This window comes from Pseudomonas sp. AE27 (assembly GCF_037113495.1).
GTDB lineage: Bacteria > Pseudomonadota > Gammaproteobacteria > Pseudomonadales > Pseudomonadaceae > Aquipseudomonas > Aquipseudomonas palmensis.
Genome location: NZ_CP146966.1, coordinates 1629440 through 1646179, shown reverse-complemented (window position 1 = coordinate 1646179; position 16740 = coordinate 1629440). Strand labels below are relative to the sequence as shown.

Sequence of the window (16740 nt, the reverse complement as noted above, 5' to 3'; positions counted from 1 at the left end):
CCATGGCCTATGCTCATCAGCTTGACCCGGATCAACAGCCCGCCGCCCGTGCAGGCGCACCCTGCCCCATGAAGTTGCGCGTGTACCCCCTTGAGGAGAAACGACCATGGCCCGCATGAAAGCTGCAATCTTTGTCGAAAAGAACCGCATCGTGCTCGATGAAAAACCGATCCCCGAGGTCGGCCCCTCGGACGCCCTGATCCGCATCACCACCACCACCCTGTGCGGCACCGACGTGCATATCCTGCGCGGCGAGTACCCGGTGGAAAAGGGCCTGACCATCGGCCATGAACCGGTCGGCATCATCGAAAAGCTCGGCGCCCAGGTTAAGGGCTTCACCGAGGGCCAGCGCGTCATCGCCGGCGCCATCACCCCCAGCGGCCACAGCTATGCCTGCCTGTGTGGCTGTTCGTCCCAGGACGGCCCCGGCACGCCGCACGGTTTCAAGCCGGCCGGCGGCTGGAAGTTCGGCAACACCATCGACGGCTGCCAGGCCGAATACGTGCTGGTGCCGGACGCCATGGCCAACCTCTCGCCGATCCCGGACGGGCTGAGTGACGAACAGGTACTGATGTGCCCCGACATCATGTCTACCGGGTTCTCCGGGGCCGAGCGCGGCGGCGTGCGTATCGGCGACACGGTGGCAGTGTTCGCCCTGGGGCCGATCGGCCTGTGCGCGGTGGCCGGGGCCAAGCTGATGGGCGCCACCACCATCATCGGCGTCGACACCGTGCCCGCGCGTCTTTCGGTAGCCCGCCAGCTGGGCGCCACCCATGTGGTGGACTTCAAGCAGGGCAACGTGGTGGACCAGATCATGGCCCTCACCCACGGCCGTGGCGTAGACGTGAGCATCGAGGCGCTGGGCACCCAGTCGACCTTCGAGTCGGCGCTGCGCATCCTGCGCCCGGGCGGCACGCTGTCGAGCCTGGGGGTGTATTCCTCCGACCTGACCATTCCGCTGTCGGCCTTTGGCGCCGGGCTTGGCGACTACAGCATCGTCAGCACCCTGTGCCCCGGCGGCAAGGAGCGCATGCGCCGCCTGATGGAGGTGGTGGCCAGCGGCAGCGTCGACCTCAAGCCGCTGGTGACCCACCGCTACAAGCTCGACGACATCGAGGCGGCCTACGAACTGTTCGCGCACCAGCGCGACGGCGTGATGAAAGTCGCGATCACTCCATGAGCACCGCCATCAGGGCTGCATCGCCGGCAAGCCGCTGCTGAGCACCAGGCTGTCGCGGATCTGCCCCGACAGCGCATTGACCCCCGCCATCACCCCGGTGGCGGGGTTCTGCATCAGGCCCTGCCATTCCTCGTTGAGCGCCACATTGAGGATTACCCGCAGCTGCTCGACCATGGCCGGGCGCTCGCTTTCGTGCATCATCGCGCCGATGCCCGCCGAGGCCACCGAGATCAGCGCCCCCACCGCCTTGCCCACCGCAGCCGCCACCGCGCTGGCCGCGCCGCGCGGCACCAGCGTTGCTTCGAGCTGGGCGCTGGCGCGCTTGGCCACCGACGACAGGCCCGTGTCGGACGGCGCCTGGCCTGCCGCCACCGCAGCCTTCTGGATCTGCTCGTTCAACGCCAGGTAGGCCGGCAGGGTCAGCAGTGGCTGGGCCGTGATCAGCTGATGCACCGAGGCGTCGCGTGCGGCCGGCGGGCCGAGGGCGATGGCGGGAATGCGGTTCAGGTGCAGGGCGAACTGGTCGGGGGCGGCGCGGTAGCGCTGGCCGATACCTTGCAGCTGCTGGCCGAGCAGTTGCACGTACAGTTGGGTGGCGCGCTCGCGGATCAGCTGCGGGTTGATTTCCCTGGCCACCGGCTCCAGCACCCGTTCGCGGTACTGCTCCTGCAGGTAGAGCGCCAGGCGGTCCTCGCCGGGCGCGGTCTGCTGGTTCTTGCTGACCTTGTACCAGGCCACCTTGAGGGTCAGCCACTGCTGGGTCCAGTAGCCGGTGAACCACGGAATGAAGTCCGCCTCGGTACGCGCGTGCACTGCGTCTTTCCATACCTTCATGGAGCGTCGCGCATAGTCCTGGGCGGAACGGCTGGCGCCCTCGGAGGCGTCGATGATGTCCCAGTCGACACGTTGCCAGGCGGCCTGGGACAGCACCACCGGGGGTTGCGGCGCTGGTGTCGGCCGGGACCGGGCGCAACCGCCGATGGCCAGCAACAGTGCAAGGGTGCAGAGGGCGAGCAAGATGCGCTGGTTCAAGGTCGGCCCCCCGGTGCAGTGAAGCGCTTGCCTGGAGTATAGCGAGCGGCGCGGGAACCACGGCTGGCCTTGGTCGGCGCTGCTCGGTACCCTGTCGGCACCTGCACACATTCAAGGGAGCTTCCATGCGAGGTGAACTGCGAACCCCGGGCGAGCCGTTCAAGCGCCTGTTCATCGCCCTGCCCTGTACCGAGCAGCAATGCCGGGCCATCGGCAAATGGCGCAGCACACTGGGGATCACCCGTGGTCGTCCGGTGCCTGCGGCCAATTTTCACCTGACGCTGATGTTCCTTGGGGAAGTCGGCGTCTCGCGCCTGCCTGCGCTGTGCGACGCCATGGCGGCGGTGCCGCGCCCAGAAGGCCCGCTGCGCCTGGAGCTGGACCGGCTGGTCGCATGGCACCGCGCCGATGCACTGGTGCTGGAGCCCACGCAGACGCCGGTGGCCTTGCGTCAATGGGTGTATGCCCTGCAGCAGGCGTTGCTGCCGCTGGGCGTGGAAGACAGCGTGCGTGAGTTTCGTGCGCACCTGACGCTGGTGCGCGACTACCCGGGTGATGTACCGGAGACGCCGGAGCCACCGGCGTTCAGATTGAACATCGACGACTTCGTGTTGTTCGAGTCCAGTGGCGGCCGCTACAAGCCGATAGCGCAGTGGCCGCTGGCGTGAACCCCTGCCGACCGTGGTGTCGGCGCTGACTGGCAAGGAAGAGCATGTATTACTGGAACAAGGACAATTTCGAAGGCCTCAGGCGCATTGGCGAGGTCTATGCCTCCCGTGAAGGCTTTGCCGGTTTCTCGCGGTATTGCCTGCTGCGCGAACAGGGCCTGAAAAAGCCGGCGCTCAAGGCGCTGGACGAGTTTCTCGACGGTGCGCGTCAGCGGGAGGTGGGCCAGCAGCGGGCGATTGTCTGCGAGATTGCCGACCTTGCCTTCAGCAACAGTGGTGCGCACCAGTTGTTGTCGCATGCCTTGACCCGCTACCTCAGGCAGGTGCTGCGAGCCTGGTGCGACGAGGGCCCGGCGTTGGCCGAGCCTTATCGCTGGATGGGCAAGCTGACGGGCGAGTCGGCGTGGCTCCAGGCGGCACTGGCGCACGACCCGCAGGATCAGGTGGCGTTGCGGCAGTTGGCGCTGGATGAGCTGGGCGAGGTTGATTTCATGGTTCATCACCTGCATGAGTCGGTGTTTCTGGGTGACGTTACCGTTGCGGCGACGAAGCTTACGCGTGCCAGTGCGCTGGCGCGGTTGATCGAGGCCGAGACGACCCGCAGTTACATTGATGGTGAAGTGTGCAGCCTGCGTGAAATGCTCGAGGCCTGGGCGGTGTATCAGCAGGGGGATCAGTCGGTGGGGTTTGCCCAGTGGTGCGAGGCGCAGGCGCATGAGTTCCGGTTCCTGAAGAGCTACTACTACACCGAATGAGGAGTGGCCCACCTCTATTGTAGGAGCCGGCCTTGCCGGCGAACGAGCGCAACGCGCTCGCCTCCCTAGAGATAAGCCTGCTCCCGCCCCGGGCTGCGCTCGAAATGCCGCTTGTACTCGCGGCTGAACTGCGACGTGCTCTGATACCCCACCCGATGCGCCACCTGCGCCACACCCAACCCCTCGCCTATCAACATCTGCTGCGCCTTGAGCAAACGCAACCGCTTGAGGTACTGGATCGGCGACAGCAACGTGCAGCGCTTGAAGTGCTCATGAAACGTCGAGGTACTCATGTTCGCCCGCCCCGCCAACGCCTCCACGCTCAACGGCTCGGCGTAATGCTCGCGCAAATGGCTGAGGGCTGCAGCGATGCGCGCAAAATGCCCCTGCTGCTCCACCAGCGCCCGCAGCACCCCGGCCTGCGGCCCACGCAAGGCCACGTACAACACCTCGCGCACTCGCGCCGCCCCCATCACCCGGCTTTCCAGCGGGTCGTGCAGGCAACGCAGCAGCCGCTCCACACTCTCGCGCATCGGCGCATCCAGCGCCGCTGATGTCATGGACTCGGGCGTCTGCGCCGCCACCACCTGGCCAGCCCCCAGCCCCATGCTCTGCACCAGCTCGCTCAGCACCGTGCGGTCGATCGCCACCGACACGCCCAGCAGGGGTTTATCTTCGGTGGCGAAGGTTTCGCACATGAACGGCACCGACAGTGCCTGCACCAGGTAGTGGCCAGCCCCATATTCCAGGGTACGCGGCCCCAGCCGGGCCAGTTTGCTGCCCTGGGCCAGGATCATCAGGCTCGGTTCGTAGATCTGCGGGCTGCTCGCCACGTAGTGGCTCCAGGACAACACCTGCACCTGCGGCAGGTGGGTGTCGACCGGGCCCGGGCGGGTGGCAAGGGGTTGGATCAGGGCGCAAAGCGTGGCATTGGCATCGGCGTGGCAGGTGAGCTGCATGGGGTACCGCATCAGAGGATCAGACACGCGCATCATCGCAGATTCGCTGCCTACCGCCACTACCGCACGCCCGATCCCGGAGGATCAGGCATGACTATCGGAGCATTAACCCAGGATCAGGTAGGTCTTGCGTACCGTCTGGCGCACGTCCCAGGTGCCCTGGCTGTTGGCGGCAAAGTACAGCGCATCGCCGGCACCGAACGGGATAGGTTCGCCACCCTCGGGGGTGAAGCTGCCCTCGCCGCTGATGATGTAGCTGTACTCGGCCTGCACCACCTGGCGCCGGAAGCGCCCCGGCGTGCATTCCCACAAGCCGGTGCTGGCGCCCTGCCCGGCCAGCTCCTGGTGCAACGCGGTACGCGCCATGGCTACCGGCTCGCCCAGGGGGGCGCCGACTGCCGCGCTGGGGCCGAAGGCGGTGTCGTCTTCAAGGTGAATCAGTACAGGGTTCATGTGCAGTCCTCAGGATTTGTCTTCAAGCCCGGCCGGGGCCAGGCGGGCCAGCATGCAATCGAGACGGCCGGCGGTGTGGCCGGCCATTTCGGCGCGCTCCTTGCGTATCACGGCGTTGCGCACCAGCGAACCGCCCACATACCGCAGCGGCTCCGGCGGGAAGGCCTTGCAGTTGCGCCCCACCAGCGCACAGGTGCTCCAGGCATCCTTGCGCCCCAGGGCCAGGCTGGCCAGGATGCGCCCGCCCAGGCGGCTGGGGCCCACGCCGTTGCCGCTCCAGCCGATGCCGTAGTGGATGTTGCCCTGCTCGCCCAGGCCGCCGAAGGTCGGCAGGCTGTCGTAGGTGCGGTCGATGGGCCCCGACCAGGTATGGGTGATGCGCACGTCATCGAGCATCGGGTAGGTACGGCGCAGGTCGGCCTCGGTCAGCGCGATGCTGCCCGGGTCGTGGCTGAACACCGGCCCGATCCTGCCGCCGTAGGCTATCGCCCCGGTGCCCTTGCCGAAGGCGATACGGCCATCCACGGTGGTGCGGTAGTAGTCGACCATCAGTTGCGAATCGGTGATCGACTCGGCGCCGGTCCAGCCCATCTGTTCCAGGCGGGTCGCCACCGGCTCGGTGAGCACGATGGAACTGTTGACCGGGGTGATCAGGCGCGCCAGTTGCGGCAATGCAGCCGCCCAGGCATTGGTGGCCAGCACCACCGAGCCGGCACGGATGCGCGCCTGCGGGGTCAGCACCTGCACCGGTGTGCCGGGCTGGATATCGCTGACCGCAGTACCCTCGGCAATCACCACCCCCGCCTCCAGCGCCACCCGGCGCATGCCGCGCACCAGGGCGCCGGGTTGCACGGTGGCGTTGCTGCGCTCGAACACGCCGGCCAGGTGCACCTTCGAGCCACAACGGCGCGCCACCTCGGCAGCCGGCACCCGCTCGAACGGCGTTACCCCAAGGCGGGCACAGGCGGCCAGCGTGGCGTTCCAGGTGTCGATGTGCGCGGGGCTGGTGGCCGTCCACAGCCAGCCCTTCTGGCGAAAGTGCGCGTCGATCTGGTGCTGCTGGCAGAACTCGCCCAGCTCGCTGATCGCCCGCTCGGCGCTGTGCCCCAGAAACAGCGCCTGCTCCGGGGTGCAGAAGCTCGCCAGGGTGCCGACCTTGGGCCACCACGACATCACGAAGCCGCCGTTGCGCCCCGAGGCGCCCCCGCCGCACACGTCCTGTTCCAGCACCATCACGCGGATATCCGGCTCATGCTCCTTGAGGGTCAGGGCGGTCCACAGGCCGACGAAGCCGCCACCGACGATCACCACATCGGCGTCGTGCTCACCCTGCAGCGCCGGGCCGGGTTTGAGGCTGGGCTCGGCGCTTTCCAGCCAGTAGCTGCGTTTGAGCGGTGCGCTGGGGGTCAGTTTCATGAGCGTGCCGCCCAGGCGTTGAAGCGCTGTTCGAGCAGTTCGCCGTGGTCGGCCCAGAAGCTTGCGTTCATCGGCAACTGGCCTTGCAGGTTGGGGCTGCCGGTGGGCAGCTCGCTGACCCGCTGCTCGCTCAGCAGGCCCAAGGCCTCGCGGTTGACCGGCCCGTAGGCGATCTGCTCGGCGTAGCCCTTCTGCTGCTCGGCCTTGAGGGTGTGGTTGATGAACTTCAGTGCTTCGTCGCGCTTCTTGGCCCCACGCGGGATGGCCCAGGCGTCCATGTCATAGATGCCGCCATTCCACACGATGCGCAGCGGGGTCTGGCTCTGCACCGCGCTGATCCGGCCGCTGTAGGCCGAGCTCATCACCACGTCGCCCGAGGCCAGGTATTGCGGCGGCTGGGCGCCGGCCTCCCACCACTGGATGCTCGACTTGATCTGGTCGAGCTTGGCGAAGGCGCGGTCCTGGCCTTCACGGGTGGCCAGCAGGGTGTAGACATCGGCCGCCGGCACGCCGTCGGCCAGCAGGGCGAATTCCAGGGTGTACATGGCGCCCTTGCGCAGCCCGCGTTTGCCGGGGAATTTCTCCAGGTTCCAGAAGTCGTCCCAGCTGGTGGGGGCCACTTTGAGCTTGTCGGCGTTGTAGGCGATCACCGTCGACCACACGAAAAAGCCCACGCCGCACGGCTGTACCGCACCGGGCAGCAGTTGCGCGGCCACGGCCGGGTCGGGGGCGAACTCTTCGAGCAGGCCTTCTTCACAGGCGCGTGCCAGCTCGGGCATCTCCATCTCGACCACGTCCCACGAGACGCTGCCGGTATCGACCATCACCTTGACCTTGGCCATCTCGCCATTGAACTCGCCGGCCACGATGCGGGTGCCGGTCTGTGCCTGGTAGGTGTCATAGAAGGCCGCCACCTGTGCGGCCTTGTTGGCCCCGCCGTGGGACACCACGGTGAGGTCGGCCAGCGCCGATGTGCTGCACGCAGCGGCAGCGATCAGGGTGAGCGAAAAGGCCAGATTCTTGTGCATTGTTATGTTCTCCGGGTCGGGATGGCTCAGTAGGCCAAGTGTCGAGCCGCAGCCGGGTCGCCACAATCAGACGCAAACAAGATTCAGCCGCGTACCTTCATACGTTCGTACAAAGCCGTTCAAAGGCGCGCCATGCCCGGTTACACTGGCCGTCACCCTGCCCCGGAAGCTGCCCCATGGCCCTGTCTGTCAGCGACATCATCGCCCTGCCCGAACTGCGCACCCGCGTCATCAGCGGTGCCGCAGGGCTGGGCAAGCCGGTACGCTGGGCCCACGTGTGCGAACTGGCCGACCCCAGCGAATGGCTGGGCGACGCCGACCTGCTGATGACCACCGGCATCGGCATACCCGCCGATGCCGATGCCCAGCGCGCGTACGTGGAAAACCTCGCGGCCGCTGGCCTGGCGGGCATGATGATCGGCGAGAACATGCAGGCCCCGGCCAACCTCGAGGCCTTGATGGAGCGGGCCGACGCCCTGGACTTTGCGGTGATGTTCACCCACTACGGCGTGCCCTTCGCCGCCGTCACGCGGGCCATCGTCGATGCCGGCCAGCAGGAGGAGCAGGCGCGCCGCAATGCCATAACCCGGGTCTACGAAAGTGCCCGCATGAGCATTCAGGGGCTGGGCCTGGGCGCACTGCTCAAGCGCCTGGAAAAGGACGTGCAGGCGCGCCTGACCCTGCTCGACGCCGCGTCGCTCGCGCCCTGGCGCGACGCACTGGGCGGCCTGCCGACAAGCCAGCGCCAATGGCTGGCGGCCCGCCAGCGCGACACCTCGGGCAACCGGCCGGTGGTGCAGCGCCACGCGCTGGAGGCGGGCGAGCTGCTGGTGATGGCGCTGCCGTCCCAGGCCGACTGCCTGCTGGTGGCCGAAGGTGACGGGCTGCTCGACTACGGCCTGTTGCACCATGTGGTGGCGGTGCTGGGCATCGAGCTGGAGCGCCTGCGGGTCGACAACGAGCGCAACCTGCGCCTGGGCTCCGAGCTGCTGGACGACCTGTTGCAGCAGCGTCTGCCGGCGCATCAGGCACAACAGCGCCTGGCCGCCTTCGACATCGGCGCCGAACAGGCCTGCCTGCTGCTCGGCCGCGCCGCCGGGGTGTCACCGGCGGCCTGCGACGAAGCCCTGCAACGCCAGGGTCGTCGCGTGCTGATTCGGGTTCAGGGCGATGACCTGATCGTGCTCGGCGCCGCCGAGTGCATCCCGCAGCTGCAGGCGCAACTGCAGGTGCCGCTGGGGGTGAGCAACCCGCTGGGCCACGCCGGGCGCAGTGTCGAGGCGCTGCGCGAGGCGCGCCTGGCACTGGCCCACACCAGCGCCGCGCAACCGCTGGTGACCTACGCCCAGGCCGGCGCCAGCGTACCGTGGCTGGCGCAGAGCCTGGATGAAGCCGAACGTACCTTCCGCAACGTACTGGGCCCGCTGGCCGACTACGACAGCCAGCAGAACACCCAGCTGCTGCACACCCTGCAGGTGTTTCTGCAACACAACCGCTCGTGGCTGGCGGCGGCCGCGCAGCTGCACGTGCACAAGCAGACGCTGGTGTACCGCATGCGCCGCATCGAAGAGATCACCGGCCGCTCGCTGGACAGTACCGAGGACGTGGCCACGCTGTGGTTCGCCCTGCGCGCGGCGCGCATGGCGGGGCTGGCCTGAGTGCTAGGCGGCAGACGCCCCAGCGCGCTGCCATGGCGCCCCCTTGGCGAAGGCCGCCTCCATCCAGTGCTTGAACGCCAGGGTAGTGGCCGTGGTGAAGCGCGCCGAAGGCCGCATCAGGTAGATGCCCGACGCCGAGTCCAGCTGCCACTGGGGCAGCACGCGCACCAGGCGCCCCTCGGCCAGGTCCTGGTGCATCATCCAGTCGCCACCGGCCAGAATCCCCACGCCGCTGCGCACTGCCACCAGCAGTGCTTCATTGTCATTGCTGATCAGGCTGCCCTGCACCCGCACCGTCTGCTGCCCGCCCTGCCCGTTCAGGCGCCAGTCGGGGAACGAACGCAAGCCGCTGAAGCCCAGGCAATTGTGCCCGGCCAGGTCGGCTGGCCGTTGCGGTGCGCCGTGACGATGCAGGTAGGCCGGCGCAGCACACAGGATGCGCGTGTGCTCGCACAGCTTGCGCGCCACCAGCCGGTTGTCGGCCAGCTCGCCGACGCGCACGGCCACGTCGAAGCCTTCGCCCACGATATCGACGAAGCGGTCGGCATAGTCGACGTCGACGGTCACCTCGGGGTAGGCCAGGGAAAACCCGGCCACCAGCGGGCTCAGCCAGCGCCGGCCCATCGCCCCCGGCAGCGCCACGCGTAGACGCCCGCGCACCTGCGCCGCACCGTTGCAGGCCTCGAGTTCGGCCGTGCTGATCAGGCTGGCGGCATGCTGCAGGCGCTCCACCAGCCGCGTGCCCTCGTCGGTGAAGCGCAGTTGCCGGGTGGTTCGCTCCACCAGGCGGATACCCAGGCGCTGCTCCAGAGCCGCCAGGCGCTTGGACAGCACCGAGGCATGGCGTTGCAGCACCCGGCCGGCGGCAGCGAACGAGCCATGCTCGTGCAGCGCCAGCAAGGTGGCAAATTCATCGGCCTGACGGCTGTCGAAAGGGTCCATCGGTGAGGTCGGCCTCGTGCGCGTCGGTCAGGGGATCAGCACGACCGCCCCCTGGGACCGGCCTTGCTCGATGGCAGCATGGGCGCTGGCCACGTCGGCCAGGGGGTAGCGTTGCCATATGTGCGGCTGGATGATACCCGCCGCCAGTGCATCCAGCACATCCTGCGCGCGCTGCTGGTACTCCTGGGGGCTGGCGGTATGTGCCGCCAGTGACGGCCGGGTGAGGAACAGCGAGCCCTTGGCGTTCAGCGTGCCCACCTCGACCGCTGGGGGCGCGCCGCTGGTGGCGCCGAACGACACCAGCGTGCCGCGCGGGCGCAGGCTGTCCAGCGACGCCTCCCAGCTCACCCGGCCGACCGAGTCGTAGACCACATCGACCTTGAGGCCCTGGGTCAGCTCGCTCACCTGGGCCGCCAACGTGGCTGCGTCGAACACCAACACCGCATTGCAGCCGGCCGCCTTGGCGCGCTCGACGCTTTGCGCCCTGGACACCACACCAATCACATGGGCGCCCAGGTGCCTGGCCCACGGCACCATGATCTGCCCTACCGCCCCCGCCGCACCGTAGATCAGCACACGCGTGCCGGGGCCTACCGGGTAGCTCGCCTTGAGCAGGTACTGGGCGGTGATGCCCTTGAACAGCACGGCAGCCGCGTCTTCGAACGACACGGCAGCGGGCAGCCTGACCAGGCGCTCGGCCGGGTACAGGCGTGCACTGGCATAGCCACCCAGCGGCCCGGTGGCATAGGCCACACGGTCGCCCACGGCCACCTCGGTCACGCCCGCCCCCAGCGCCCGCACGGTGCCGGCACCTTCCAGGCCCAGCGCGGACGGCAACGCAATCGGCACAGTGCCCTTGCGCTGGTTGATGTCCAGCGGGTTGACGCCGATCGCGGCCTGTTCAAGCCACACCTGGCCCGGGCCTGGCGCTTGCACGGCGCCGGCCTGAAGCTGCATCACCTCGGGGGCGCCTACCGCCTGGAGCGTGATTGAAGTCACCATGATGTTGCCTCTTGCAGTGGTTGAAGGTCTGCAAAGGCTAATTAGCGCACCCGTAAACGACAATACAGCGCCATTGCCGAACATATGTGCACCTGATGCAGCAATGCCAGGTGCCCTTCGCCCCCTACAGCGCCCGCACCAGCGCCGCTGCCACAATGCCTGCCGCAATCGCCGGCAGCGGCTTTTTCACCAGCAGCATCACCACCGCCGTGCTCAGCAGCGCCAGGCGTGCGCCGTTGTCGCCGTTCACCGCCAACGGCGTCAGCACCGCCACCAGCACCGAGCCGGACATCGCGCTGATGAACTGCTGCACGCGGTAGTTGATGGGCACGAACGACATCACGAACACACCCCCCCAACGGGTGGCCAGGGTCACCAGGCCCATGATCACCACCAGCAGCAGCGTGCCGGCGCCTGCAGTTTCAACGTTCATGCTTGTTCTCCATCCACACCACACCCAGAATGCCGCCCGCCAGCGCGCCCATCACCACGTGGCTGTTCTCCGGCAGGTACCAGTAGGCCAGCAGCGACGAACCGGCCGCCACGATCCAGATCATCAGCATGCGCAGGCTCTTGTGCCCGCCCAGCACCATCGCCAGCAGAAAGCAGCCCATCACCATGTCCAGGCCCAGGCTGACCGGGTCGTGGATCGCATTGCCGAAATGCAGCCCCAGCCAACTGCCCAGGCACCACGCCGACCACAGCGCGATACCGCCGCCCAGCACCAGGCCCAGGCCCGGCTTGCCGGCGTTCAATGCCTGCATGGCCATCGCCCAGTTGGCGTCGGACACCACCAGCATCACGCCGTAGCGCCGAGCGGTGGGCAGCTCGCGCAGCCAGGGGTACAGCGTGGCGCCCATCAGCAGGTGACGGGCATTGATGGCGAACACGGTGATAATCAGCGGCACCAGCGGTACCTGCTCGCCCCACAGTTCCAGCGCGGCGAACTGCGAGGCGCCGGCGAACACCAGTGCGCTCATCAGCAGGGTCGCCGCGTCCCCCAGCCCGGTCTGGGCTGCAGCGAGGCCGAAGGCCACACCGAACACCACGACGAACAGGGAAATCGGCAAGAGTTGCTTGAAGCCAGCCCAGACGTCGCTCCACTCAAGCCTGGATAGATGCTTCTCTACGGTTGACAAGGCACAGCCTCCTTCGTGTGGCGATCTTGTCATGCACCGGCCCGAAGGGGCGCATGCCGAACCGCTCGTTTTATAGTGACGCACGCGCGCGCTGGCGTGCGGGCGCTACTATGCCCGCACACACGCGCGTCACAAAGCCTGTTGTGCAGTTGTCGGCGAATTTACTCTCGCGTCGGTGCCTGGGGTCGCAAGGCGGCCTCGATGGCGGCGATGTCTATCTTGTCCATCTGCATCATCGCGTCGAAGGCACGCTTGGCCGCAGCCGGGTCGGGGTGAGTGATCGCGGCGGTCAGCGCGCGCGGGGTGATCTGCCACGACAGCCCCCACTTGTCCTTGCACCAGCCGCACACGCTGGCCTGGCCGCCGTTGCCGATGATCGCCTGCCACAGGCGGTCGGTCTCGGCCTGGTCGTCGGTGGCCACCTGGAACGAGAACGCCTCGCTGTGATGGAAGGCCGAGCCGCCATTGAGGCCCAGGCACGGGATGCCCATGACCGTGAACTCCACGGTCAGTACATCGCCCTGCTTGCCGGCAGGGAAGTCGCCGGGGGCACGGTGCACGGCGCCCACCGCGCTGTCGGGAAAGATGCTGGCGTAAAAGGTGGCAGCCTCCAGCGCCGCGCCGTCGTACCAGAGGCAGATCGTGTTCTTGCTGTTCATCGTGGTTCTCCACAGAAAAGCGACAGACCTCTGCAGTCTAGTCGCCCGCGGCGCAACCCTTGAGCCAGTCGATCAGTACCTGCACCCGCCGGGGCAACGGGTCGCGCGGCGGGTGAACCAGAAAGTAGTCATAGCGCCCCGGCTGGGAAAACCCGCCGAACGGCAGCACCAGCTCGCCCTGGTCGATACGCGCCTGCACCAGGCGCTGGCGGCCGATGGCGATACCGGCGTGGTGGATGGCCGCCGTCACGCACAGGTCCGACCGGTCGAAGGTCAGGCCGCGCTGCGGCAAGGCGTCCAGCAGCCCCTGCTGGCCAGCCCACAGTTGCCACTCGGCATCGAACACCGCGTTCTCCCAGGCCAGTGCATCGTGCAGCAAGGTGCACTGGCGCAGATTGGCGGGGTTGTCGAACAGCTGGTGCAGCTCGGCATAGCGCGGGCTGCACACCGGGGCGATGGTCTCGCTCATCAGCGCATGGCTGACCAGGCCGGGAAACTCGCCATTGGCGTACAGCAGCGCCAGGTCGATGTTGTGCGTGCGAAAGTCGACCGCATCGTTGCCCACCCGCACGTCCAGCGCGATGTTCGGGTAGCGCTGGTGGAAGTCGGCCAGGCGCGGCACCAGCCAGCATTGCGCTGCGGACGGGCGGGCGTACAACGCCACCGCCCCGCGCAGCTCGGCCTCGGGCGATGGCTCCAGGGCATCGCCCAGCTGCTCCATCACCCCCTGCAGTATCGCGAACACCCGCTCGCCCTCGGCTGTCAGGCGTATGCGCCGGGTCAGCCGCTCGAACAGGCGCAGCGCCAGGGCCTGCTCCAGGCGGGCGATACGGTGGCTCACCGCACTGGGGGTCAGGCACAGCTCCTCGGCTGCCTGGGCAAAGCTCAGGTGCCGCGCCGCCACCAGAAAGGTGTGCAGGTTGGCAAATTGCGAGCTGTTCAGGCGTGCGCTCAAACGCGGGGGCAGGTTCAGCATCGGGGCAGGTTCCGCTAGTGTCCGGCCAGCAGTGTACGGCCCTGCGCCAGATACGCCTGCATTTCATCGTCCGGCACCATGCTGCCGCCGGTGCCCCACACCAGGTGCGTGGCATTGGTCAGGCGCTGCGCGCTCAGGCCCAGGCGCTGGCGATAGCCCTGCCGTTCCCCGGTCACCCGCAGGAACCCCGGCAGCCCGGCCAGCGCCGAGGGTTCCAGGCGATGGCCCTCGATGGCTTCAAGTTGCGCCAGTTGCCGATACAGCTGCTCGTCGGGAACGGTGTAATAGCCGTCTATCAGGCGCTGCATGGAGCGCCCGACAAACCCGGACGGGCGCCCCACCGCCAGGCCGTCGGCGGCGGTGCGGTTGTCGATGCCGAAGTCGTACACGCTGACCTGCTCGTGCAGCCCGGTGTACACCCCCAGCAGCATGCAGGGCGAATGGGTCGGCTCGGCGAACACGCAGTGCACTGCGTCGGCGAAGATCTGCTTCAGACCGAATGCCACCCCGCCAGGGCCACCACCAACGCCGCATGGCAGGTAGACGAACAGCGGGTGCTCGGCATCCACCCTGATGCCCGCCGCCTCGAGCTGGCGTTGCAGGCGACGCGCCGCCACCGCGTAGCCGAGGAACAGGTTGATGGAGTTTTCGTCATCGACGAAATGGCAGCGCGGGTCGGCCTCGGCCTGCTGGCGCCCCTGCTCCACCGCCACGCTGTAGTCGGACGCATACTCGATCACCTCCACCCCGCAACTGCGCAAGCGGTCCTTCTTCCACTGCCGGGCGTCGGCCGACATGTGCACGCTGGCCTTGAAGCCCAGGCGCGCACTCATGATGCCGATGGACAGGCCCAGGTTGCCGGTGGAGCCGACCGCCACGCTGTACTGGCCGAAAAATGCCCGCGCGCGGTCGCTGTCGAGGCTGGCGTAGTCATCCCCAGGCTGCAGGATGCCCGCCGCCAATGCGAGGTCTTCGGCGTGCTTGAGCACCTCGTAGATACCGCCACGCGCCTTGATCGAGCCGGAGATCGGCAGCAGGTTGTCGGCCTTGAGCCACAGCGCGCCCTGCACGGGTACCTGCGCTTCGGCGCACAGCGCGGCCTGCACCTGCGCCAACGGCAGCAGGGGCGACTCGATGATGCCCTTGCTCACCACCGTCTGCGGGAAGGCCGAGGCAATGTAGCTGGCAAAACGTTCCAGCCGCGCGCTGGCGTCGTCCACATCGGCCAGGGTCAGCGGCACGTCGCCCAGCGCCTGCGCTGCCGGGGCCAGGCCCGGGTTGAACCAGGTGGTCGGTTGCAGGCGCACCAGGTCGGCGATCAAGGGGTGGCTGTGCTGCCACTGGTCCAGGGTCTTGTCGTGAATCATGCGGTTCTCCAGAAAAGTGACGGGTACGGGCAGGCTCATACCCAGTGCGACAGCAACAGGGTCATGCCCAGGGCCACGACCGAAGCCAGCAGTGTCGCGGCGGTGAATTTTTTGAGCGCCTCGCCCAGCGACACGCCCAGGTATTCCTTGACCACCCAGAACGCCGAGTCGGTGACGGTAGTCCAGCCAATCGCGCCGGCGCCAATGGCAATGATCACGATCTCGCGGTTCTGCCCCGGCATCGCGTCCAGCAGCGGCAGCACCATGCCGGCGGCGCTGACCATCGCCACGGTGGCCGAGCCGACCGCCAGGTGCATCAGCCCGGCGACGAACCAGGCCAGCAGGATCGGGTTCAGGTCCCACTGCGACAGGGTGCTGGCCAGTACCTTGCCGACCCCGCTGTCGATCAGTACGCCATTGAAGGCACCGCCGGCACCGATGATCAACAGGATACTGGCCAGCGGGGTGAAGGAGCCGGCAGTCAGCGCCTGCAACCGGGCCATGCCCAGGCCACGGCGCAGGCCCAGTGCCCAGTAGGCGAAGCACACCGCGATGGCCAGGGCAGTGAGCGGGTTGCCGAGGAACATCATCAGCCGGTACAGCCCGGCCTCGGGCCCCAGGGTCATGCTGGCCAGGGTCTTGCCCACCATCAGCAGCAGCGGCAGCAGAATCACCAGCAGGGTCAGGCCCAGGCCCGGCATCGACCGGCCAGCGGCTGGCGTGGCGGCAGGCTCTGGCGCGGCCTGCGCGTCGGGCGCGGCGTGCCGCGGGCACACCAGCGTGGCCCATACCGGGCCGGCAATCACCGCGGTCGGCAGGCCGACGATCAGCCCGTACAGGATCACCTTGCCCACGTCGCCCCCCAGCAGCTGGGTGATGGCCATTGCCGCCGGGTGCGGCGGCAGCATGCAGTGCACGGTCATCAGCGATACGGCCAGTGGCAGGCCGACGTAGAGGATGTTGAGCCGGGTCTGGCGGGCCACCACGTAGATCAGTGGTATCAGCAACACGAAACCGACTTCGAAAAAGACCGGTATGCCCACCACGAAGCCCACCAGCATCATGGCCCACGCCGTGCGCTGTTCACCCAGGGCCTCGAGCAGCGAGCGCGCAATGCGTTCGGCGCCGCCCGACACCTCCAGCAGTTTGCCCAGGATGCTGCCCAGGCCGATCACCGCCGCAAGAAAACCCAGGGTGCCGCCCATGCCCTTCTCGAACGAATCGGCGATGGCCGGCAGCGGCATGCCGGCCCCGGCGCCCACCACAAAACTGGCCAGCATCAGGGCCAGGAACGAGTGCACCCGAAACCTGACCACCAGCACCACGATCAGGCCGATGGCCGCCATCAATATCAGTAACAAACCTGCGTCTTCGTGCATGACTTCGCCTTTATTTGTTTTAGTGAGCGATTGCCGCGCAGGGCGCGGTCGGAGGCGATTAGGCGGCACGCAGGCAGGCCTTTACAAAGGATGGTTTTTCAGCGCACAGGTGATCTGAGGTCATCTG

17 protein-coding genes are annotated in these 16740 nt (G+C 67.7%); 4 read left to right on the top strand and 13 right to left on the bottom strand.

What is annotated here, in order from left to right:
• Positions 1 to 106 precede the first annotated feature (106 nt).
• Positions 107 to 1180, top strand: coding sequence for an NAD(P)-dependent alcohol dehydrogenase (locus V9K84_RS07625; RefSeq protein WP_043861352.1), 1074 nt, complete (start codon positions 107 to 109; stop codon positions 1178 to 1180).
• Between the two features lie 9 nt (positions 1181 to 1189).
• Here V9K84_RS07625 and V9K84_RS07620 read toward each other — a convergent pair whose 3' ends face one another.
• Entirely contained in the window at positions 1190 to 2212 is a 1023-nt protein-coding gene (locus V9K84_RS07620) for a hypothetical protein (protein WP_043861353.1), read from the bottom strand.
• 125 nt (positions 2213 to 2337) lie between these two features.
• On the opposite strand from V9K84_RS07620, the gene thpR reads away from it, so the two are divergent.
• Both thpR and V9K84_RS07610 read left to right on the top strand, forming a co-directional pair.
• Positions 2338 to 2880 (top strand): RNA 2',3'-cyclic phosphodiesterase, encoded by a 543-nt coding sequence (gene thpR / locus V9K84_RS07615; RefSeq protein WP_043861354.1) that lies wholly within the window; start codon positions 2338 to 2340, stop codon positions 2878 to 2880.
• A 44-nt stretch (positions 2881 to 2924) separates the two neighbouring features.
• Positions 2925 to 3635 (top strand): hypothetical protein, encoded by a 711-nt coding sequence (locus tag V9K84_RS07610; RefSeq protein WP_088514968.1) that lies wholly within the window; start codon positions 2925 to 2927, stop codon positions 3633 to 3635.
• 65 nt (positions 3636 to 3700) lie between these two features.
• Here the strand turns inward: V9K84_RS07610 and V9K84_RS07605 are convergent, their stop codons facing one another.
• The 4 genes from V9K84_RS07605 to V9K84_RS07590 form a co-directional block, all read right to left on the bottom strand.
• Entirely contained in the window at positions 3701 to 4594 is an 894-nt protein-coding gene (locus V9K84_RS07605; protein WP_088514969.1) for an AraC family transcriptional regulator, read from the bottom strand.
• 105 nt (positions 4595 to 4699) lie between these two features.
• The gene (locus tag V9K84_RS07600) at positions 4700 to 5047 is read right to left on the bottom strand and encodes a cupin domain-containing protein (RefSeq protein ID WP_043861356.1); all 348 of its coding nucleotides are present in this window, start codon (positions 5045 to 5047) and stop codon (positions 4700 to 4702) included.
• Positions 5048 to 5056: 9 nt separating this feature from the next.
• The gene (locus V9K84_RS07595; RefSeq protein ID WP_054914599.1) at positions 5057 to 6463 is read right to left on the bottom strand and encodes an FAD-dependent oxidoreductase; all 1407 of its coding nucleotides are present in this window, start codon (positions 6461 to 6463) and stop codon (positions 5057 to 5059) included.
• Positions 6460 to 7491 carry an ABC transporter substrate-binding protein gene (locus V9K84_RS07590; RefSeq protein WP_043861358.1) on the bottom strand — a complete coding sequence of 344 codons (1032 nt, stop codon included), beginning with the start codon at positions 7489 to 7491 and terminating at the stop codon, positions 6460 to 6462. The genes V9K84_RS07595 and V9K84_RS07590 overlap by 4 nt, the downstream gene beginning before the upstream one ends.
• A gap of 176 nt (positions 7492 to 7667) precedes the next feature.
• Between V9K84_RS07590 and V9K84_RS07585 the strand changes: the two genes are divergently transcribed.
• A complete protein-coding gene (locus V9K84_RS07585) occupies positions 7668 to 9149 on the top strand; it encodes a PucR family transcriptional regulator ligand-binding domain-containing protein (RefSeq protein WP_088514970.1) in 1482 nt (493 codons plus the stop codon).
• Between the two features lie 3 nt (positions 9150 to 9152).
• Here the strand turns inward: V9K84_RS07585 and V9K84_RS07580 are convergent, their stop codons facing one another.
• The 8 genes from V9K84_RS07580 to V9K84_RS07545 form a co-directional block, all read right to left on the bottom strand.
• A complete protein-coding gene (locus V9K84_RS07580) occupies positions 9153 to 10091 on the bottom strand; it encodes a LysR family transcriptional regulator (protein WP_088514971.1) in 939 nt (312 codons plus the stop codon).
• Positions 10092 to 10118: 27 nt separating this feature from the next.
• Positions 10119 to 11093 carry a quinone oxidoreductase gene (locus tag V9K84_RS07575; protein WP_088514972.1) on the bottom strand — a complete coding sequence of 325 codons (975 nt, stop codon included), beginning with the start codon at positions 11091 to 11093 and terminating at the stop codon, positions 10119 to 10121.
• A 124-nt stretch (positions 11094 to 11217) separates the two neighbouring features.
• Complete coding sequence (locus V9K84_RS07570) at positions 11218 to 11526, bottom strand: AzlD domain-containing protein (RefSeq protein ID WP_043861362.1); 309 nt, start codon at positions 11524 to 11526, stop codon at positions 11218 to 11220.
• The gene (locus tag V9K84_RS07565; protein WP_256582836.1) at positions 11516 to 12232 is read right to left on the bottom strand and encodes an AzlC family ABC transporter permease; all 717 of its coding nucleotides are present in this window, start codon (positions 12230 to 12232) and stop codon (positions 11516 to 11518) included. Before V9K84_RS07565 ends, V9K84_RS07570 begins: the two co-directional genes overlap by 11 nt.
• Positions 12233 to 12393: 161 nt before the next feature.
• Positions 12394 to 12891, bottom strand: coding sequence for a VOC family protein (locus tag V9K84_RS07560; RefSeq protein WP_058540117.1), 498 nt, complete (start codon positions 12889 to 12891; stop codon positions 12394 to 12396).
• 37 nt (positions 12892 to 12928) lie between these two features.
• Positions 12929 to 13867, bottom strand: coding sequence for a DNA-binding transcriptional regulator DsdC (gene dsdC, locus V9K84_RS07555; RefSeq protein WP_054914605.1), 939 nt, complete (start codon positions 13865 to 13867; stop codon positions 12929 to 12931).
• Between the two features lie 14 nt (positions 13868 to 13881).
• The gene (locus V9K84_RS07550) at positions 13882 to 15234 is read right to left on the bottom strand and encodes a D-serine ammonia-lyase (protein ID WP_088514974.1); all 1353 of its coding nucleotides are present in this window, start codon (positions 15232 to 15234) and stop codon (positions 13882 to 13884) included.
• A gap of 35 nt (positions 15235 to 15269) precedes the next feature.
• Positions 15270 to 16613: a gluconate:H+ symporter gene (locus tag V9K84_RS07545; RefSeq protein ID WP_088514975.1), complete on the bottom strand. Its 1344-nt coding sequence runs from the start codon at positions 16611 to 16613 to the stop codon at positions 15270 to 15272.
• Between the last annotated feature and the right edge of the window lie 127 nt (positions 16614 to 16740).